The following is a 20,223-nucleotide window of genomic DNA, read 5'->3' as shown; positions in this document are numbered from 1 at the left end:
CCGGGCCGAAGATCGAGGCCGGCGGTTCTGCGGCGCACTCAGCCCAGTGACAGGGCGAGGAAGTCTGTCAGGGCGTTGACGCGCCGGGGGGGTGGTCCACCGGGCTGGACGGCGTAGAGATCGATCGAACCGGCCTGGTAGTCGCCGAGCGCCGTTTCCAGCCGGTCCGCCTCAAGGTCGTGTTGGATGTCCCACTGGTTCTTGAGAACCACGCCGAAGCCTGCCAACGCCCAACGGCGGATCACCTCGCCGTCACTGGCCTGTCGGTCGCCCGAAACCCGGACGCTGAAGGGCTTCCCGCGCTCACGAAACGGCCAAGCCGACAGCGGCGCCCCGGGGCGCGCCAGGATGAGGCAGTTATGCTCGGCCAGCTCGCACGGATGCCCAGGCTTTCCCGCGCGCAGCCAGTAAGCCGGAGATGCGCAGACCAGCCGATGGCCGCGGACGAGCAGGCGGGCGCGGAGGCTCGAATCGCGGAGGGGCCCGGTGCGCAGCGCCAGGTCGATCTGATGATGGATCAGGTCGATCGTGTCGTCGCTCAGCAGCAGGGTCACATGGATGTCGGGGTGGAGGGCCTGGAAGGCATCCAGCAGCGGGCCCAGCCGCGTGCGGCCGAAATCGTTTGTGGCGGTCACCCGGATCGGACCGGCCAATGGCCCGCCCTTGCGAAGGCCGTCGAGCGCCGCGTCCCAGCCAGACACGATGCGGCGTGCGTCGGCCAACAGCATCTCGCCCTCGTGCGTGAGGACCAGCCGTCGCGTCGATCGCGCCATCAGGCGCGCACCCAGCTCCTGCTCGAGCTGGTTGACCGCCGACGACACCGTCGACGTCGAGATGGCGCGCTGCCGCGCCACGGCGGAGAAGCTGCCGGCCGCCGAGATGTCGAGCAGCAATCGGAGGGCGTCGATGCGGTCCATCAACCAGGATTCCTAGGGACCAAGTCGTCGCTCCCTGTCACCATCGCTGTTGTCCCGGCTATGACGCATCACCGGTGCTGGATTGCCGCAACAACTCCGCTGCATCGCTGGACGTGCTGGGATGGCGGCTCACGACCGGGATCGATCGTTCCGGGCGGCCAGAGTATCCGCCATCATGGCGGCGATCGCGACCGAGCCGGGATCGCCGCGGGCACGCAGCCCCGCTATCGCGCCCTGATGTTCCGCCAATCCCTTGTGCTGGACCAGCTTGTTCTGCGCCTCCACTCCCTCCGGTGAGACGACCAGCTCGAGCGCAACGATCGCGCGCGTCATCGCCGCGCGCCGCTGGGCATCCAGTTTGCCGGCGGTCCAGGGCCGTTTCGGCAGGAGACGGCTCTCGAACTCCTCCGTGAGCCGGTCCAAATGGGCCGGCCCATCCTCCTCCGGCAGAATGGAGAGCGTGCCGCCAAGATGAACCGACGCGTAGGTCCAGGTCGGAACCTGACCGGGAACGCCGTACCAATCCGGCGACACGTAGGCGTCCGGCCCTTGGCAAGTGAGCAGGGCGGGTTGGCCACCGGGCGAAACCAGCCTGTGCAGGCCGTTCGCCCTCGCCACGTGCAGCTCTACGCGGAAGCCCCCCTCCGGCGTCCTGTGGGCGAGGAAGGGCAGGTGCACCGCGGACGGCTTCCCGGCCTGATCCGCGACAACCAGGCTTCCGAACGTCCGCTCCCGCAACAGGCGAAACGCCTGGTCGTGACCGATGCGGAAGGCGGAATGAACGTACATGGCGCGTTCCAGGTGGGGGGACATCCTCGGTAGCCATGCCGGGGCTGATGTCCTAGGTCCGGTTGCGGCTGCTACATGAGTCCGCCCGCCATGCCCCGCCGACCTTCCCCACCCCTCTGGAACAACTTCAGGCTCGATCCGGAGGCGATCGCATCACGGCAGCGGCAGATCGTCTCCTTCCTGCAGGACGCGATCCTGGAGGGCCGGGCGCCTCCGGGCCTGCGTCTGCCATCCAGCCGCGTGTTGGCCGCCGACCTCGATGTCTCTCGGCAGACCGTCGTCCTGGCCTACGAGGCCCTCATCGCCGAGGGCTTCGCGACGAGCCGTCGCGGTTCCGGCCTGTTCGTCACGGACACCCTTCCCGAGGGAAGCGCGCCTCCGGCCAGCTTCCCGGCAGATCCGGACCTTCTGCCCGGGCGGTCCGTGCCCGTGCTGTCACGGCGAGGGCAAGTCCTCTCGCAACTCACGGCCACTCCGGCGCGACGGGAGGCCGGGCTTCTGGCACCGGGCGTTCCGGCTCTCGACCTGTTTCCCCACGCCGTGTGGTCCAGGCTCTCGGCCCGGTTCTGGCGCGGTTGTGTGGGCTCCAGCCGCCTCGGCTACTCCGACCCGGCAGGCCTGCTCGCGCTGCGGCAGGCCATCGCGGGACATCTCGGCGCAACCCGCGGTCTGTCATGTTCCGCCGAGGACATCATCGTCACGGCCGGGTCTCAGCAGGCGATCGCGCTCGCCGCCTGCGTGCTCCTCGATCCCGGAGATGCAGCTTGGGTTGAGGAGCCGGCCTACGTGGCAGGACGAGGGGCTCTGGCCGCCGCAGGTGCCCGGCTGATCCCCGTTCCAGTGGATCGGGATGGGTTGGTGGTGGATGCCGGCATCGGGGCGGCGCCCGCCGCGCGGCTGGCCCTTGTCACCCCGTCGCACCAGTATCCGTTAGGCGTCACCACGACTCTGCCGCGCCGCCTCGCGCTGCTGCGCTGGGCCGAGAAGGCGAATAGCTGGATCGTGGAGGACGACTACGACGGAGACTACCGCTACGCGGGCCGTCCATTGCGCCCCTTGCGGGCCCTTCAGTCCTACGGCGCAAGCCGGCGCGTGATCTATGTCGGCACCTTCGCCAAGGTGCTGGCCCCGGCCTTGCGGCTCGGCTTTCTCGTGGCGCCCGAAGGGCTGGCACCGGCCTTCACAGCCGTCCGCGCCCTGGCCGACCGGCACCCGCCGGAGCCGATGCAGGCGACGCTGGCCGACTTCATCGGCGAAGGGCATCTCAGTGGCCACCTCCGCCGCATGCGCGTGGCCTATGCCGAGCGGCGGGATGCCCTGCTTCGGGCCCTGGAGGCCGAATGCTCCGACGTGATCCACTGGCACCGCGACGGAGTGGAAGCCGGGCTGCACTTCCCCGTCACCCTCAACGACGCGGGCCGGTCCGACATCGCGGTCAGCGCGGCGGCCGCCCAGCTCGGCCTGCAGACCCCGCCCCTGACCGGCTACTACATGGAGGGTGGGCGGCCGGGACTGGTCCTTGGCTTCGCGGCCACGTCCGCCGGCCGGATGACGGACGCCGCGCGACGTCTCAGGCGGGCGATCCTGTCATGAGCCCTCCCGCGGTGCGGTGGTCGAGCGGGGCGTGCGGGTGACCCGAGATCGAGCTGCCCTTCCGGAGCCAGCAACCACTCAGCACCCGCGCTACGGGGGGTGGCAGAACGTGGCAGGGGCGGACTGATCTGGCCCCGGCAACTGGACCTACGAACTCAGCCCGACGCCGGCTATCCAGCGAGGGCCCCGGTGTCCTGGCCGGCCCGAGGGACACACCGGCACGTGTGAGTTGAGAGCGAGGAGGCACCGATGTCCAGGACGCCCGTGGCCGCACCAAAGCGGCGTTCGCCCAGCCTGCCGTGGCGGGCCAGAGCCGAGCGCCCGCCCGTGACGGGAGCAGTGGGATGACCGTCTCTCTCACCAGTTTCATCACGGCCGCGGACGCCGCGCTCCTTCTCATCGACTACCAGCCGCAGATGCTGATGGGGTTGCGCAGCGACGACCCGATCTCCGTGCTCAACAATGCCCAGATCCTCGCCAAGGCAGCGAAGCTGTTCGGCATGCCGACGGTGCTGACGACGATCACCGCCGAATCCTTCGCGGGCCCTTTTGCCCCCGAGATCGCACGGGATGTGCTGCCCGACATTCCGATCGTGGACCGGACTTCCATTAATGCCTGGCTGGACAGAGGTTTTGTGGAGGCCGTCGCCGCAACGGGCCGGCGAAGACTTATCATTGCCGGCCTGTGGACTGGTGCCTGCGCGACCTTCAACGTGCTGGAGGCGATCGCGCGCGGCCACCAGGCGTACTTCGTGTCCGATGCCTGCGGGGACACGTCGCCGCAGGTTCATAATCGCGCCGTGGACCGCATGATGCAGGCGGGTGCGGTGCCGCTGACGGCGCAGCATTTCGTCTACGAGCTTCAGCAGGACTGGGCACGCACCGAGACCTATCAGGGCGTCGTCGACCTTCTCCGGCCGCACTCGACTTTCGGGCAGGTGCAGATCCCCTACGGCAAATGGGCGATCGGGAACCGCGCCGAGGGCACCTCTCAGTCCAGGCAGTAACGATGGCCGCGGATGAACCCCCGGCACCGCCGCAGCGCAGATTATTCCGAGAGGCAGGACCAGTGAGCAATCCGATCATCGACGCCATCGAGCGGCGCAACACGATCAACCTGTTCGATCCTTCGGGCCGCATCGGCGACGAGGTGATCGCGGAGCTGGTCTCCCTGGCGACGAGAGCGCCCACCTCGTTCAATCTTCAGAACTGGCGCTTCATCGCCGCCCGCACGCCAGAGGCGAAGGCGCGGCTGCGCGCGGTGGCCTGGAACCAGGCCAAGGTGGAGGAGGCGGCGGTGACCTTCGTCGTCTGCGGCCAGGTGACGGATGAGTCCGTAGTCGCGGAGCGGCTCGCCCCCGTCGTGGACGCAGGGATCATGCCGGCCGCTATGGTTCCCGGCTGGGAGGCCGCGGCCAGGACACTGTACTCCGGGCAGCCCGGGCGACAGCGCGACGAGGCGATCCGGACGGCGACGTTCGGGGCGGCGACGCTGATCCACGCGGCCACTGCCTTGGGGCTGGGCACGGCGCCGATGATCGGTTTCGAGCCGGAAGGCGTCATCCGTGAGTTCGGCCTCCGGATGGACGAGATCCCGGTGATGCTGCTGGCCGTCGGGATCGCCAGGCCGGAGAATTGGCCACAGAAGCCGCGTCGGCCGCTCTCGCAGGTGCTGGAACTCGTCTGAATTCCGGAGCTTCGGGAGAGTCGCCCCGTTCGCTCAAGACCCTCAGGAGACCAGACCATGCGTGCGTCACGCAGCGCCCCTCCGACCGCGACGGCCTCGCCGCCTTCCGGGTCCGGCTCATCGCGCCGGGCAGTCCTGCGGACCGGGGCAGGGATCGCCGCAGCGATGCTGAGCCCTCCCGCAGGGCGGCGCGCGGGCGCCACGCCGATCCCAGCACGGGCGTTGCAGCGTTACGAAGTGGAATGGAGCGCCGACCGCCTCGACACGCTACGCCAGAGGATTAAGTCGTTCAGCTTCCCGCGCCCGGTGCCCGGCTCCGCCTGGAGCTACGGCATGGATGCGGACTACCTGCGCGCGCTGATCGACCACTGGTCGGACCGCTTCGACATGGAGGGCGCGGCACGGACGCTCAATCGCTTTCCACAGTTCACGACCCGGATCGAAGACCTGGACATCCACTTCATCCATGTCATCAGGGAGGCCGGTCCCAACAAGGCGCGCCTTCCTCTGCTCCTCACGCATGGCTGGCCGGGCTCGGTCTTCGAGTTCTGGCAGGTCATCGAGCCGCTCGCCTTTCCATCCCGGTTCGGAGCGGTGTCGGACATCGCTTTCGATCTCGTCATCCCATCCCTCCCCGGCTTCGGCTCGTCCGGCAAGCCGATCCGCCCAATCGGGGCGCGCACCACGGCGCGTCTCTGGGACAGGTTGATGCGGGAGCAGCTGGACCACGGGAGCTACTATGCTCAGGGCGGCGATTGGGGAGCGGGTGTAACGGGGTGGCTCGCGATCGATTTTCCGCACTCCGTGAAGGCCATTCACCTCAATCTCATGATCGCGGCCCCGCAGGTACCGGCCCTGACCGAGGCGGAGAGGCGCTTTCAGGCGGACGCGGAGGAGGATGAGCGGCGCTGGGGTGCCTACTATCAGCTGCAGGCGACCGAACCGCAGTCACTGGCCTACGCAATGACCGACAACCCCGTGGCGCAGGCGGCATGGCTGATCCAGCGCTTCTACGGGTGGTCCGATCGGCGGACCCGGCCTTTCGATCAGGTCTTCTCGATGGACCAGCTGCTCACCAATGCCATGATCTACGTCATGAACGACGCATTTCAGACCTCGACATGGTTCTACACTGGGAGTGAGGAGGAGCGCGTCAAGCAGATGCCGGCGGGCTTGCGCGTCGAGGTTCCGACCGGCTTCGCGGCCTATGCTGGGGACGCGCGCTCGCCTAATCCGCCGCGTAGCTTCGTCGAGCAGGGCTACAACTTGCGGCACTGGTCGGAAATACCGCAGGGCGGCCACTTTGCAGCCATGGAGGTTCCCGATCTCTACATTCGGAACTTGCGCGATTGGGCGGGAGCGCTGGACCTTTAATACCCGGCTCATGAAGTTCTGACTGACTGCAGGTATGGGTAGTTAGTCAGGGATGCGATGCGCCCTGTCTCCGCGGTGAGTTGGTTCCAGGCCTGACAGCAGCCGTCGATGATGCTGTCGAGGTCTGGGAAGAGGCGGAGCGAGAGGAAGCGCTCGCGGAGGTAGAGCCAGACACGCTCGACCGGGTTTAGTTCCGGCGCATAGGGCGGCAGGAAGACGAGGCTGATGTTGGCCGGTGTGGCGAGGTGGCCAGCGATGTGCCAGCCCGCACCATCCAGCAGCAGGGCGGCATGCACTTTCTCGGGCAGGGTGGCGCTGAACCGGTCGAGGAAGGCCTGCATCGCCGCCGTGCCCACCTCGGTAAGCACGAGGGCAAAGGCCTGGTCGGTGCCAGGGCGAACGGCGCCGAAGATCCAGGCGGACGCGTGCCGCTGGTCGATGATGCCGCTCGGGCGGATGCCACGCTCGTACCAGATGCGGGCGCCGCGCCCCTTCTGGCCCACGCGTGCCTCGTCCTGGCACCAGATTTGGACCTCAGTGTCGGGGTGGGTACGGGTGATCTCCTTCAGGGCCGCAGCGAGGCCCCTTTTTTGAACCGCTCCTGCGCCGCGCTGTCCGCCCTGGGATGACTGGGGCGGGTCTTTTGCCAGGATAGGTCGAGCGACTTCACCAGCCGCAGCATCCCGCTCTCGCGGTAGCTCACGCCGAAGCGCTCCTCCGCCACCCGGCACAGGTCCACGATGCGCCAGGACGACACACCATCCCTCTCCCGGTCGGGGCCGCGCAGCACGACCGCCTTGAAGGCGGCCTGCTGCCCTTCGGTCATGCGCGTCGGGCGCCCCGAGCGGGGCTGATCACGGAGGCCCGCCACACCCTCGGCATTGAAGCGGATCACCCAATCCCTGAGCGTCTGCCGATCCATCCCCGCAGCCCGGGCCGCCGCCTCCCGGCTCATGCCGTCCAGCACATTCGCCAAGGCCATCAGCCGGGCCGCCACTCGCCCGTCGCGCTCGCGCCGGGCCAGACGGCGCAACTCCGCCGCCTCCATATCGGTCCGGATCGCCACCGCCGTGCCCATCCCGTCCCCTCCGGCACCTCGGAGAACACCGAATCACACCATGCCGTGCAGCACCTCACACGAATGAGTCAGCAGTTCGTGCGCTGGGTATAAGCGCGCAGTACTGAGCCGGGAAATTGGGGCCGCCGTGCCACTCCGTGTGGGATGCGGGAGGTCTGCCCGTTGCGTATCAGTGGAGGACACGCACTCACGCAGCCATCGCTCGCTTGCAGACTAGCGGCCGATACTCGGACAGACGACCCAAACGCACGGCGGTCTGTCCGCTTCTAGACAGCCGGGGAAAGGATGCGAAGGACCGGAATGGGTGCAAAGCGGCAGTCCAGGCCGCTCACCGACTGGCCGGCATCGCCCTCGACCTTCGCCACCCCCGCCTTGTCATGGTGCTGGAGGGCATCGCCCGCAGTATCGGCACTTGCCCCCGCAAGAAGGCCGCCGCCGGGCCCGAGGTCTTCCGCCTCCTGCTCGCCACCCGCCCCGCATCGGACACCCCGCTCGGGGCGCGGGATCGGGCGCTGCTGCTGCTCGGCTTTGGCGGCGCGCTTCACCGGAGCGAACTCGCCGGCCTGGCGCTGGGTGACGTCGAGATCGTTCCCGGGCGCGGGCTGCGCCTCGTCATCCTGCGCTCCAAAACCGACCACCGCGACGCGGGCCAGGAGGTCGCGGTCTGGGCCAACTCTGCTGAGGACGCCTTCTGCCCGGCCGCGGCACTCGAGGCTTAGCTTGCGGTCCGGCGCCGCGGGCCCGGCATTACTGGCGGCTCCTCGGACGCGGCGCTGCCGCTGCTTGTCGGGATGAAGCAAGGCGGGGCGCCTCACCGGGCAGGGACTGTCGGACAAGTTGGTGTGGCGGCTGGTGAAGGAGGCGGCGAGGGCGGCAAGGTTGGAGGGGTGGGAGCGCTTCTCCGGGCACTCGCTCCGGGCGGGGCTGGCCGCCGTCACCGGAGGCCGGGGCCGACCTCGCCCAGGCCATGTAACAGACCCGCTACCGCTCCGCTGACGTGACCCTCGGCTCCCTCCGCCCCGCCGACCTCTGGCGCAAAAACCCCACGCAGGAGATCTGGACGGCGAGCAAGCCCAGAGAAGTGGAGCGAAGCTGAGGTTCACCCCCCCTTTTCCGGAACAGGCGCGAGTTGTCCACTCCGCAGCGCCGTCATGAAGACTGCTGCGGCGTGACGGTCAGGACTGCGGAGGTTCACGCCGCATCAACCTCTGCCAAGCGCGTTTGATAGAGGCTGCCGTGCGCGACCTAGGTCGCGTCGCGATCTTCCCGTCGGCGCTCGGCGGCTGAAACGATGTCACGTGATTGCCGACGTGCCAATCCGCCGTCCTGCGTGCAAGAGGATGGTCATCGATGTCGTCGCCCGGCATCGGTGGCGGTTCCATCCCGGCAAGCAACGCGGAATGTGCGGCAGCCAGGATCGCGTTGCTTTCCTGATCTGGGATCAGGACGAACAGCAGCAACGAGCGGCCGGTGACAAGATAGGAGTGCCTGAGATCGAAGCTCTCCGGCTCGTTCAACTCAGGTCGATTGGTGTCCACCAGCATCAGCCAGTGCCGGCCGTCCATCGCCTCGGGCAGCGAGAACGGCACGGCATCGTGGTGGGCGTTCGCGACGATTAGCAAAGTCGCGTCGGCAGCCGGACGACGGATGCCGCTGGTCTGGGCCCGGCCGTCCAGCAGCATGCCGAAGCAGCGGGTGCCCGGGTCCTGCCAGTGCGTCGGCTCCATCGGCTGCCCCGCCGGCGTCAGCCAGGCAACGTCGCGCACACCAATGGCCTCGTTCCACTCGCCGGTGAAGAAGCGGCTGCGGCGCAGCACGGGGAACGACTGCCTAAGCGCGATCATTTTGCGCGTGAAAGCGGCTAATGCTTCGCCACTCTCGTCGATGCCGGGCCAATCTAGCCAGTTTAGCTCGTTGTCCTGGCAGTAAGTATTATTATTGCCATTCTGAGTGCGGCCAATCTCGTCGCCGCCCAAAATCATCGGCGTGCCCTGCGAGAGCAACAGCATTGCCAGCATGTTACGCTTCTGCCGCTCGCGGAGCGTGGTGACCGCGGCATCGCTGGTGCGCCCCTCGGCACCATGATTCCAGGATAGGTTGTGCGAGTGGCCGTCGCGGTTGCCTTCGCCGTTAGCATCGTTGTGCTTGTGATCGTACGAGACCAGGTCGTTTAGCGTGAAGCCGTCATGCGCGGTCACGAAGTTCACACTGGCCCAGGGCTTGCGCCCACGGCGGTTGAACTTGTCGCCCGAGCCGGTGAGGCGCGTCGCAAGCTCCGCCGCCTGCCCCTCGTCGCCGCGCCAGAACGCGCGCACCGTGTCGCGGTAGCGATCGTTCCATTCCGCCCAACCGGGTGGGAAGCCGCCGACCTGATAGCCCCCGGGCCCGCAATCCCAGGGTTCGGCCAGCAACTTGACACGGGACAGCACCGGATCCTGCCGGCAGGAGTCAAGGAAGCCACCGCCCTCGTCGAAGCCATAGGGTTCACGCCCCAGGATCGTGGCAAGATCGAAGCGGAAGCCGTCCACCCGCATCTCCGTCGCCCAGTAGCGCAGACTGTCCGTGACCATCTGCAACACGCGGGGGTGGGAGAGATTGACGGTGTTTCCAGTGCCCGTGTCGTTGATGTAGTAGCGCGGCTTGTCCGGCAGCAGTCGGTAGTAGCTGGCGTTGTCGATGCCTTTGAAGGAAAGCGTCGGCCCGCGCTCATTGCCCTCGGCCGTGTGATTGTAGACGACGTCGAGGATTACCTCGAGTCCCGCCTCATGCATCCGCGCCACCATCTCCTTGAACTCCGGCGTGGCGTTGCCCGGGCTGCGGGCATAGCGGCGCGCCGGTGAGAAGAAGGAGATTGTATTGTAACCCCAGTAGTTGGTCAGGCCTTTCTGCAGCAGGAAGTCGTCGTTAATGAAAGTATGCACCGGCAACAGCTCGACCGAGGTGATGCCGAGACCGCGTAGGTAGGCGATTGCCTCAGGCGAGGCCATTCCGGCATAGGTCCCGCGTATCGATTCGGGCAGATCCGGGTGGCGCTGCGTAAAGCCCTTGACGTGCGCCTCGTAGATGATTGTGCGGTCCCAAGGGACGTCCGGCGAACGGTCGCGACCCCAGGTGAAGGCGGGATCGATCACCCGACACTTTGGCATCAGCCGCGCGCTGTCGCGGGTGTCAAAGGTCAGGTCATCGCCGCTCTCCAGCTTGTAGCCGAAGACCTCGGGGGCCCAGGTCAGGTCTCCCACCACTGTATGGGCGTAAGGATCAAGCAGTAGCTTGTTGGGGTTGAAGCGGTGTCCCGCGAGCGGCTCGTAGGGACCGTGCACGCGGTACCCGTAGATCGTGCCCGGGCGGGCATCGGGCAGGTAGCCGTGCCAGACCTCGTCCGAGTACTCCGGAAGTTCAATCCGTTCCAGTTCCTGGTTGCCCGCCTCATCGAACAGGCAGAGCTCGACCTTGGTGGCATGTGCGGAGAACAGCGCGAAGTTGACACCTGTCCCGTCCCAGGTCGCACCGAGCGGAAAGGGCTGCCCTTCCCTGATTCGCGCGCGCCGCATCACCTGCGGCGCAAGCGTCCCGATGCGTCCGTCCATTGCCGTTCATACCTTAGAGGAGCCTCCTTAACAGAGGAGGTCTCCCTTTGTTTCCATATGATCACCCAAGTCCGTCCGTTCGCTCATGAGTGCGGTGAAAATACTCGCGCACCCTCTCATCTCAGCGGAAGAAGAACCGGGGCAGTCACCTGATCCTGCTGGTTTTCACCATGTCTTCGATCCAGCAGGTCAGCATCCGGGTATAGGCTCGGCGATGCCGAGGGTCGCGCATCGCATGGGTGGCACCGAGGATGGTGCGGTGGCTGAGGGAAGTGACGTTCCGGAAGGCCGCCTGATAGGACGCGATCGCCTCGTGTGGGATCTGCTCGTCCTTCTCGGACGAGACCAACAGGACATCGCCCCGGAACGCCTCGCAGGCAGCCAGCGCGCGGTCACCTCCCCCGTCTTGCGGCTGCTCGCGGTAGTGGCGGACGACGTTCTTGTCCAGGCGGGCCTTGGGGGTGTCCCAGTGGCTATCCGGGTAGAGGGCGGGAACGCGAAGGGCAAGCCAGCGCACCGGCCGTAGCGTGGTCAGCAGCGCGGAGAGGTAGCCGCCGTAGCTCGTGCCGATAACGCCGATTCCCTCCTTGTGGACCAGGGGATGGGAGGCGAGGTGGTCATAGGCTGCGAGCACGTCGTCCAGGCCGTCCTGGCGGGTCACGTCGTCCTGGGACGCGTCGCTCCCCGCATGGCCGCGCAGGTCGAAGGTGAAGCAGACGCAGCCGAGACGGGTAAGCGCCTCGGCCTGGTCCAGGTCCTCTCCCTGATCGCCGCCCCAGCCATGCACGAACAGGAAGCCCGGCACGGGGATGTCCGGCTCCAGCAGCGTGCCCGTGACCCTCTGCCCGGCGACGCGAAGGACGACTTCGTCCTCCTCGATCGAGCCGGCCTCGCTCATCCCAGCCTCATGGCAAACTTCGTCATTGCCCCGACCGCGGGATCGTCGCCGATGTAGTAGACGGTCGCCCCCGCGGGCGGGACCACGCGGTCGTAGATCTCGACCGTGGAGCAACGCACGCTCTCCGTGTCCGGCTCCTGCCGGAAGGCGTCGAAAGCCGCGATTTCCGCGCCGCTCGCCCCACCAATCCGCCAGGACTGCTCCAGCACGCCGATGTGGCGCTTACCGTGAATGTCCCTACCCTCGATCACGTCGTAGTTGCGCCGGGTGAGGACCACGTCCGGGTAAGCGCGCCGCGCAGCCCGGTCGAAGCTGTTCGTGACCTCCACGGCCCTCGCGAGGGAGGGCGGCAGGTCACGGGCGAGGAGCGTGTCGAGGTCGCCCCGGACGACAAAGAGGTCGGACCCGCCGTACACCTCCCGTCCCTGGTGGTCCTTCGTCAGGTTCTGCTGCCCCCAGTAGCTGATCTTTTCACCGCGCAGCTGGGCGCTGCCAATGCTGTAGGTGATGACGTCGACGAGATCCTGCTCCAGCACGAGGCCGCAGCGGGCAAGGCTGTCCGGGTCTTCCAGGGCGAGAGCGGCAGCGAGCTCCGCCTCGTTCCGCACCACGGCCTGTCCCAACCCGGCCTTGCCGCACACATCCTTCAGCCGCGCGGGACCGTGGGTGAGCAGCAGGCGCCCGGCCTTGAAGGCATCGTTGCGCGTAAAGGCCGTGTAGCCGCGCAGAACGCAATCCGATGTCTCCTCGGCCATCCAGTGGGACCACTCGGGCGGGCATGCCGCGGCCGGGTCCACCAGCCCGTGGGCGATGGCCTTTGTTCCCACGAACATGGCGGGGACGATGCCGCCCAGGATCCGCGAAGGAGAGAGGGCGCCGAGGCCATGCCCCGGAGTTGCCTCGATCGTATCACCTGGAACGAGGAAGACGGGCCGATCTGCAGCTTGCGCCGCCTCGACGGCCGGGAGGAGCGGAAGACCCAGCAACCCGGCGATCCGCGTCAGCAGCACGTGGCGCGATGCGCGGTCGTGCTCGTTGGAGGTGTGTTCTCGCCCCTCCGCCAGGGGTGCCACCCCTTCGAGAGAAGGCCTTGCTGCAAGCGGCGTCGAGGCAGCCGGGAAGGACCCAACCTCCGAAAGGACGTCGTTGAGCATGATGCACCTGAGATGATGATGATGCTCTAACGTCGATTTCAGAACGCGGTTTGAGCTGCCTCAGGATTTCATGTCGACGACAAGCTTCACCTTATCAGGCCTCCGCGTGGCCGAAGTCGGAGGTCTCCCTTCCCGGCCCGGTTCGGGCACCCCGGCGCAACCCGGCCTGCACCCGATCGATCAGCTCGGTTCGCTTGTAAGGCTTGCCCAGCACCTCCAGGGCGACCGATTGCGGACCGTCGATCGACATCTCGTCGTTGTAGCCCGTGGTCAGGATCACGGGGGTGCCCGGTGAGCGCTCGCGCACCTGCTCGGCCAGCACCAGCCCGTTTGCCCCGCCGGGCATGATCACGTCCGAGAAGACGAGGTCGAAAGCATCGTCGGAGGCGGCCGCCTCGTCAAAGGCCTTGATCGCCTCCTCGGCGCTGTGCGCCACCACGACCCGGTACCCCGTCTCCACCAGGGCGTCGCGGGACATCTCTGCGATCTCGCGCCCATCATCCACGACCAGAATGAGGGGGACCCGGGTCGCAGTCTCGACGGCCTGGGCTTGGTAGCCGGTCGTGACGGTCCCCTCCGCCTCCTTTTCCGGCACATAGCGGGGGAAGAGCATCCGCACCGTGGTGCCTCGGCCGGGCTCGCTCTCGATCTCCAGTCGTCCACCGGACTGCTGCACGAAGCCATGCACCATGGCCAGCCCCAGCCCCGTGCCGTGCTGCGGACCCTTGGTGGTGAAGAAGGGCTCCGTCGCCCGGGCTTGCACATGGGGCGGCATGCCGACGCCCTCGTCGCTGACGCAGAGCAGGACGTAGTCGCCGGGCTCTAGGTGACGGGCTGCAGCGTCGCCGTTCAGGTGGATGGCCCGCGTGGTAACGGTAATGGCGCCGCCCTTGGGCGAGGCATCGCGGGCATTCACCACGACGTTCAGAAGGGCCATCTCCAAGTGGTTGGGGTCCACCTTCACCTGCGGCAGGCGGCGCTGGAGATTGAGGTGGAGATCCGCCTTCTCTCCGACGGAGGTGTCCAGCAACTCGGTAAAGGAGTTCACCAGCTCGGTCAGGTCGACGCCCTTGGGCTCCAGCCGGGTGCGCCTCGCGAAGGCCAGGAGCTGGCGGGTGAGCTTGGCGCCCCGGTCCGACGCGGACACGGCTGCTTCATGGAAACGCTCGAAAGCGCGGTCGTCGAATCGCCTGGCTTTCAGGCGCTCCAGGCTGCCGTCGATGATGTGGAGGATGTTGTTGAAGTCGTGCGCCAGCCCGGCGGTCAGCTGACCGATAGCCTCCATCTTCTGAGCCTGACGGAGGGACTGCTCGCTCTCCCGCCGTTTGGACACATCGAGCTGGCTGGCGAAGAAGAAGATCAGCTCGCCCTGCTTGTCGAAGACCGGCCCCATGAAGATGGCATTCCAGAATGGCGTGCCATCGCGGCGGTAGTTCAGGATCTCCAGCGCAGTGGGACGCTTTTCCTGGATAGCCTCGCGCAGCTGGCGGACATGGGCGGGGTCGGTTCCCGCGCCCTGGAGGAAGCGGCAGTTGCGCCCCACGACCTCGCTCTCCTCATAACCGGTCAGGTCGAGGAACGCATTGTTGGCGAAGGCAATAGGGCAGTCGTCCTCGCGGGGGTCGGCCAGGATCATCGGCATGCGCGTCATCTCGACAGCAGCGAAGAAGACGCTGCCGCGGTCGTCGAGCGTGGTATCCGTGATCTCGGCCTGCTTCCAGTGATGCAGGCCAGGGCGGCCCAGCGGCTCCAGGGCGCCCTGATCCATCGCGCCCTCTGCGGGAACGCCGGTGGAAAGTTCGGCCGGCTGTTCTGGTTCACTCATTCGACGGCCCCCGGCGTCAGGTCCAGCCCGCTGGAGGCCGGTGCGAAGATGTGGCCACAGATGGGTTAGAAGCCGGACAAGGTAAGAGGCCACCAAGCGACCCTGGCAGCCCCTCTCGGGCCATCGCTGAAGCGGCTGGTCCGGCGTGCTGGCTGCCGGCGCCCGTAGCGCCGGACTGCTCCAGGCTAGGGCCGGTTTCCATCCAGCGTCAGAGCTCGCTGGCGCACAGGCCGCGGTCGTCTTTCAACGTGGACGTCGTCCGGGTTCCCATGCGTGCCGCGCCCGAGTCGAGGGCGCCCCTCATCCTGCTGCCCCGCCTCCGAACCCGCCGCCGATACGCTCCGCCGCGATGCGCTCCCGCAGCCACGCCGCTGCGGGGCCGCAGGGCCGCTGCTTGTGCCAGACCAGCTCCAGGGCGACGGGCCAGTCCCCCCGGTCGAACTGCAGGTCGGGCGTGACGAGGTCCGGCGCTGCCGGAGAGGCGGCGATGACGTGGTCCGACACAAAGGCCCAGCCGACCCCGTGCTTCACCATCTCCAGGATGACCCAGTGGCTCTCCACCCACCAAACCTCGGCAGCGACCCGGAGCCGGCGCTTCTCCGGCCCGTCGCTGCGGGCGGCGACGAGGATCTGGCGGTGGCGCTTCAGCTCCTCCCACTCCACCCGCTCCTTCGCCAGCGGATGGTCGCGCCCGCAGACGAGTTTCAGGGGCACCCAGCCGATGGTCTGGAAGCCCAGCTCCGTCGGCAACGCCTCCTGCCGCCACATCACGCCAAGATCGGCCGTGCCGGACCGCACCATGCGGCTGACATCCTCCATCAGCGGGAAGAGCAGCTCCAGCTCCACGAAGGGGAAGCGCCGGGCGAAGTCGGCGAACAGGGCGCCGAGCGCGTGCTCGGGGTAGAGCTCGTCGATCGCCACGACGAGGCGGTTCTCCACCCGCTGCTCCAGGCTCCTCGCTAGGCCGATCAGGTGCTCTCGCCGGTCGAGGACCACGCGCGCCTCTAGCAGCAGGCGCTCCCCCGCCGGGGTGAGCACCGGGTTCCGCCCCGCCCGGCTGAACAGCTCCAGCCCCAGATCGGTCTCGAGGTTCGCCACCTGCGCGCTGACGGCCGATTGCGCCTTCCTGAGCCGACGTGCCACGCCCGAGAAGGATCCCACTTCCGCGGCTGCCATGAAGCCTTCGAACTGCTCCAGAGAGGCGGGAATCGATCTGGATTCCAGAAAAATTCTAAGTTGTTGATATAGGAATTCTAGATGGAAAACCTCGCCCATCGACGGTTTATCGAGAGTTCAGACCACGCGCACCACCCGCAACCGAATCCGTCGTGCCATCCTTTTGGACTGATCGGCCTTAGACCTCATTATCCTTCTGGGAAGCCTTGTCTTCGGCCTCGGCGCCGCCACCATGGGCATCGGCAGCGCCATGGCAGCCACGGGCTGGAACTACGCCTACAATCTCGGGTTCGACCGAGCGATGCAGCGCTGGGCCGGGTACACCCGGAAGAGCCTGGGCCTGCGCGTCGCGCATGCCTTGCTGTTCGAGGCCGGGTTGCTGGTGATCCTTCTGTCGCCGATCGCCTGGTATCTCAGCGTCACCCTGGTCCACGCCCTGATGATGGATCTCGCGATTGCCGCCTTCTACGTGGCCTACGCCTTTCTCTTCAACCTGGCCTAAGACCGCGCATTCTCCTTGGAGGCCTGGACGGCGGCCGAAGCAGTCACCTCCTGGATGGCCTGCACCGCTCCGCTCGTTCAACATCTGCGCCCTCCTTCGGGTGGAGTCCGACGATGTTAAGACGACCGAGGAGCCTTCGCACGGCGGCGTTGGTGCGGGTGCATCTTCCAATTAGGTCAAATGTATGAGGCTTGCTGATCTGTCTCATTCCAACTCAGAACCAGTTCTGAGAGGCTCTCTGCCCCAGAATTCAGGGCCGGCCTCCGTGCCATCGTCGCGAAAGCCGCAGATCGAGATCGTCGATTTCGACGAGGTAGTTCTCAACGCGCTCAAAAGGGTGCTGATCCGAGTAGCACCGGAGGACCAGCCCCAGGCGTTGCTTAAGCTCCGTGCAGAGCTTGCGCACTGCTTACTCCATGCACCGATATCGATCGGTGTCGTTGGCGGGGTAGCCTTTCGGGCAAGGCTGGCCACCGCGTTCGAACGGGCCATGCAGTCAATCTACAACGGCAGCTAAGCTCGTCTGCCAATAACCGGGCCAGCACTTGCGCCGACATTCGATACCAAATTGGCCAGGCGAATCGCCGCCCCGGCACCTAGGCCGGGGCGGATCCGGAACAGTACTAAGCTACCATGTGCCACGTAGGGCAAGGTGGTCGCGCGTGCCTCGCCGCGCGCCGAAGACGGCAACCCCAAGTCCGAGCAGCATCGTCAAGAATATCGAGAACGAGGCCACGGAAGCGCCCTTCGCCGCCACGTCCGCAGCCTGGCGGGCGCGCTGCTCGGCCTCCTGAAGAGATTGCCGGGCCTGCTGCTCGGCCTGGGTCACGCGCTGCTGCGCCTCCTGCGGGCTGAGGTTGTACTCGGCCGCAACCAGCGCGTTCAGCCGGTCCCGATCGCCGCCCGCCAGATTGCCGCCCGTCACCCAGCGCCCGACAAGCGTCGCGATCTCGGCCTTGCGCTGGTCCGAGGTCATGGTGGCAGGCGCGCTGCCCGCGCCGGCAAGTGCGTTCTGCGCCCGCTCGACGATGCGCTGCGCCGCGGACTGGGCGGCGTCGGTGCTGGTTCGATTGGCAACTTGTTCGCCCGCCGCGGAGGCGACGGAGCCGATGCCACTCGCGATGCCGCCGATCGCGCCCGTCACGCCATTCGCGGCGGTGGAGGCGACGCCCGCCACAAGATTGCCGAGCAGCACGGCAGAGATGAGGAAGGAGGCCGCCCACATGGCCATGCCGTGCAGGGTCGCGTCGGTGTTGCTAGCCGTGCCGGACAGGCGCGCCGCCGTGTAGCCGCCCACGCCGAGACCGATCAGGTTGGAGACGAGAAGCCAGATCCCCGCGCCGATGCCAAAGCTGGAGGCGTCCGGCGTGTCTCGCGCCGTCGCATCCACGAGGGTCGCGCCCACGGCGGCGCCGAGGACGTTGAGCATCAGGCCGATGGCCAGAGCCACAATGGCGCCGGCCAGGACCGCGCCCCAGGACACGCGGGGGAAGGGGGTGGCGGCCGCCGGTATGGCGGCGGTTCCGGCAGATCCCAGGCCTGGGTAGGTGGAGGACATCAAGTGTCTTTCGCTTGGGCCGCCCGTGGGCAGCTGCTGATAGCAGAACGGCCCGGCGAGGAGCCGGGCCGTGTTGGGTTGGCGGTGGAGCGGCCTACCGGCCCGCGGCGTCGCGGGCGCTGTCCTTCACGCTGCCGGCGGCATTCTGGACCTTGCCCTCTGCCTTCTGGGCCGCGCCCTCTGCCTGGGTCTTGGCATCGCCTGTCAGCTTGCCGAAGGCTTCCTTGACGGAGCCAACGGCCTGCTTGGCCACGCCTTCGATGCGGTCCTTGTCCACGTTCTCGTTCCTTCGATGAGGCCCCGGCCGCGATGGCCCGGATTGCGCCTCACCAACGGGGGTAATCAAGCCGGGTTTGCCGTGTATCCTAAGAAAATACACCGAGAGTGGTTGTTCTGCACCATCGATTTGGTGTGGGGAGACCTTGTGGGAGTTCGGGACCACCTCCTGTCAGGTGCCCAGGCCGCGCTCCCGAGCCCAGACGATCAGCTGCGCGCGAGACCCGACCTTCAGCCTACGGTACAGTCCGTTCACATGGTTCCGAACGGTGGTCGGGCTGATGCCGAGCTGTTCGGCGATAGCGCCGTCGTCCAGGCCGCGCGACACGAGACCCAGCACCTCCCTCGCCCGCGCCGGCAGCGTCGATAACGGGGCCGACAAGCTATCCTGGGGAGCCGTGGGCCCGGAACGGGCGAGATGGTCCAGCACCCGCGCCGTGATGGTCCCCGCATCCGTCATGGCCGCGGCCACGGCGGCCGCGATCTCGGCCCGCGTTCGCCCCCGCTCCGGGGCGCGGGGCACGACAAGGAGGATGCAGGGCTCGCCACCAAGCTCCACCGGCTCCGCCGACACGGCACAGGCCAGGGGGGCACCGTCCTGCACGTGCAGAAGGACTTCCTCGTCGGACAGGCAGGCCTCGTGCCGGAACTTCTTCGCCAGGGCATCCGCCACATCCGGATCGGCCCAGAGCGGCAACTCCTCGGCCGTGCGTCCCACCACATCCGCCTCCTTGCGGTTCGTACTCCGGCAGAAGGCATCATTGGCCAGCAGGATCCGGACCTCGTGGGCGGTGGCCAGAAGCGCCGGCACGGGAAGGGCGCGGAACGCCAGGGCAAAGCGCTCCTCGCTCTGTCGCAGGGCCCTCTCGGCATTCCTCCGGCCATCGAGGTCGGCGAAGGTGAACAGCATGCAGGCCGTGCTGCCGATCTCGATCGGCTGGCCGGCCAGCACGACGCACTTCTCCCGCCCGTCGGGCAACTGCAGCGTCGCCTCCATCTGCGGGATGGTCCGCCCCTCCCGCAGGCGCTCCACCGCCAGTTCCCGTCGGGCCGCGCCCTCCAGCACGTCCACGTCATAGGCCGAGCGTCCGACCACCTGGTCCTCCCGGAAGCCTGTCATCTCTAGGAAGCCCCGGTTAACCCGGATGTGCCGGAGGTCCGAGAGGCGCAGGATGAGGGCCGGGGCCGGGTTGGCGTTGAAGGCCCGCTCGAAGCGCTCCTCGGCATCGTAGCGCTCGGTCTCGTCGCGCAGGATCAGGACCAGCAGGTCGGGGCGTCCCGCCTCGTCGGCCAGCACCAGGCTGCGAATCCGGTGCGTCCAGCGCGCCTCGGCTTCACCCGCGGGTGCCACCTCGACCACCACGTCCTCGAAAGTGTCCCCGGCCATGACCCGCTCCAGCGGGTACTCGCCCTCCGGCAGGCGGTGGCGGTTGCGGTAGCGCAGCTCGAAGCGCTCGCGGTAACCGGCCGCGGTGCCGCCGAGATCGCCGAGTTCCGTCACGCCGTGCATGGCCAGCGCCGGCCCGTTGGCCCAGACCATGCGCCGGTCCGGCGCGATCAGGATCACCCCGTCACTGACCCCCGCGATGATCGAGCGGAGTTGCCGAGTATCGGCGTGGTGAGGCGGGGCAGGGGCGGTCATGGGCGATGAACGGCCGCCCCACCACAGGGTTGATGGGTCCGTCATCCGGGTGCGGCCGGGGCGTGAACGCCAGCCCGGGCGGCTAGCCCAGCCTGAAGGGCGCCAATCCTGACAACTTCCTTACTGCAACACGAATCCAACCCATCCTCTCGGCCGCGCGTTGCGGG

The 20,223-nt window shown here is 67.5% G+C and carries 17 protein-coding genes; 6 read left to right on the top strand and 11 right to left on the bottom strand.

Annotated features, from left to right (window positions below):
* Positions 1-38: 38 nt before the first annotated feature.
* Together VQH23_RS02995 and VQH23_RS02990 are read right to left on the bottom strand one after the other, a co-directional pair.
* The gene (locus VQH23_RS02995) at positions 39-917 is read right to left on the bottom strand and encodes a LysR family transcriptional regulator (protein WP_338664133.1); all 879 of its coding nucleotides are present in this window, start codon (positions 915-917) and stop codon (positions 39-41) included.
* A gap of 129 nt (positions 918-1,046) precedes the next feature.
* Entirely contained in the window at positions 1,047-1,730 is a 684-nt protein-coding gene (locus VQH23_RS02990; protein WP_338664132.1) for an FMN-binding negative transcriptional regulator, read from the bottom strand.
* A 66-nt stretch (positions 1,731-1,796) separates the two neighbouring features.
* Between VQH23_RS02990 and VQH23_RS02985 the strand changes: the two genes are divergently transcribed.
* The 4 genes from VQH23_RS02985 (at position 1,797) to VQH23_RS02970 (ending at position 6,360) form a co-directional block, all read left to right on the top strand.
* Entirely contained in the window at positions 1,797-3,299 is a 1,503-nt protein-coding gene (locus VQH23_RS02985; RefSeq protein ID WP_338664131.1) for a PLP-dependent aminotransferase family protein, read from the top strand.
* A 344-nt stretch (positions 3,300-3,643) separates the two neighbouring features.
* Positions 3,644-4,306: an isochorismatase family protein gene (locus tag VQH23_RS02980; RefSeq protein ID WP_338664130.1), complete on the top strand. Its 663-nt coding sequence runs from the start codon at positions 3,644-3,646 to the stop codon at positions 4,304-4,306.
* Positions 4,307-4,368: 62 nt separating this feature from the next.
* Positions 4,369-4,986 carry a nitroreductase family protein gene (locus tag VQH23_RS02975; protein WP_338664129.1) on the top strand — a complete coding sequence of 206 codons (618 nt, stop codon included), beginning with the start codon at positions 4,369-4,371 and terminating at the stop codon, positions 4,984-4,986.
* Positions 4,987-5,208: 222 nt separating this feature from the next.
* The gene (locus VQH23_RS02970) at positions 5,209-6,360 is read left to right on the top strand and encodes an epoxide hydrolase (protein ID WP_338664128.1); all 1,152 of its coding nucleotides are present in this window, start codon (positions 5,209-5,211) and stop codon (positions 6,358-6,360) included.
* A gap of 8 nt (positions 6,361-6,368) precedes the next feature.
* Here the strand turns inward: VQH23_RS02970 and VQH23_RS02965 are convergent.
* Positions 6,369-7,438, bottom strand: a protein-coding gene (locus VQH23_RS02965; protein ID WP_338664127.1) for an IS630 family transposase whose coding sequence is annotated in 2 segments (ribosomal slippage) — positions 6,369-6,944 and positions 6,947-7,438 — 1,068 coding nt in all. Because the reading frame shifts where the segments join, the coding sequence is not laid out codon by codon here.
* Between the two features lie 377 nt (positions 7,439-7,815).
* Here VQH23_RS02965 and VQH23_RS02960 point away from each other — a divergent pair.
* Positions 7,816-8,157 carry a hypothetical protein gene (locus VQH23_RS02960; protein WP_338664126.1) on the top strand — a complete coding sequence of 114 codons (342 nt, stop codon included), beginning with the start codon at positions 7,816-7,818 and terminating at the stop codon, positions 8,155-8,157.
* Between the two features lie 456 nt (positions 8,158-8,613).
* Here the strand turns inward: VQH23_RS02960 and glgX are convergent, their stop codons facing one another.
* The 5 genes from glgX to VQH23_RS02935 all read right to left on the bottom strand — a co-directional run bounded on the left by glgX (position 8,614) and on the right by VQH23_RS02935 (position 16,111).
* Positions 8,614-11,025, bottom strand: coding sequence for a glycogen debranching protein GlgX (gene glgX, locus VQH23_RS02955; protein ID WP_338664125.1), 2,412 nt, complete (start codon positions 11,023-11,025; stop codon positions 8,614-8,616).
* 145 nt (positions 11,026-11,170) lie between these two features.
* Entirely contained in the window at positions 11,171-11,923 is a 753-nt protein-coding gene (locus VQH23_RS02950) for an alpha/beta fold hydrolase (RefSeq protein WP_338664124.1), read from the bottom strand.
* Positions 11,920-12,996 carry a DUF3182 family protein gene (locus VQH23_RS02945; RefSeq protein WP_338664123.1) on the bottom strand — a complete coding sequence of 359 codons (1,077 nt, stop codon included), beginning with the start codon at positions 12,994-12,996 and terminating at the stop codon, positions 11,920-11,922. Before VQH23_RS02945 ends, VQH23_RS02950 begins: the two co-directional genes overlap by 4 nt.
* 175 nt (positions 12,997-13,171) lie before the next feature.
* Positions 13,172-14,845, bottom strand: coding sequence for an ATP-binding protein (locus tag VQH23_RS02940; RefSeq protein WP_338664122.1), 1,674 nt, complete (start codon positions 14,843-14,845; stop codon positions 13,172-13,174).
* 357 nt (positions 14,846-15,202) lie between these two features.
* Positions 15,203-16,111, bottom strand: coding sequence for a LysR family transcriptional regulator (locus VQH23_RS02935; RefSeq protein ID WP_338666041.1), 909 nt, complete (start codon positions 16,109-16,111; stop codon positions 15,203-15,205).
* Between the two features lie 154 nt (positions 16,112-16,265).
* Between VQH23_RS02935 and VQH23_RS02930 the strand changes: the two genes are divergently transcribed.
* Entirely contained in the window at positions 16,266-16,580 is a 315-nt protein-coding gene (locus VQH23_RS02930) for a chlorhexidine efflux transporter (RefSeq protein ID WP_338666040.1), read from the top strand.
* A 628-nt stretch (positions 16,581-17,208) separates the two neighbouring features.
* On the opposite strand, the gene VQH23_RS02925 is transcribed toward VQH23_RS02930, so the two are convergent.
* The 3 genes from VQH23_RS02925 to VQH23_RS02915 form a co-directional block, all read right to left on the bottom strand.
* Positions 17,209-18,138, bottom strand: coding sequence for a hypothetical protein (locus tag VQH23_RS02925; RefSeq protein WP_338664121.1), 930 nt, complete (start codon positions 18,136-18,138; stop codon positions 17,209-17,211).
* 94 nt (positions 18,139-18,232) lie between these two features.
* Complete coding sequence (locus VQH23_RS02920) at positions 18,233-18,415, bottom strand: CsbD family protein (protein WP_338664120.1); 183 nt, start codon at positions 18,413-18,415, stop codon at positions 18,233-18,235.
* Positions 18,416-18,586: 171 nt separating this feature from the next.
* On the bottom strand, positions 18,587-20,056 hold the full coding sequence (locus VQH23_RS02915; protein ID WP_338664119.1) for a PAS domain S-box protein: 1,470 nt from the start codon (positions 20,054-20,056) through the stop codon (positions 18,587-18,589).
* Between the last annotated feature and the right edge of the window lie 167 nt (positions 20,057-20,223).

Source organism: Pararoseomonas sp. SCSIO 73927 (assembly GCF_037040815.1).
Classification (GTDB): domain Bacteria; phylum Pseudomonadota; class Alphaproteobacteria; order Acetobacterales; family Acetobacteraceae; genus Roseomonas.
The sequence above is the reverse complement of the archived record's forward strand: the minus strand, read 5'-3'. Positions and strand labels throughout refer to the sequence as shown.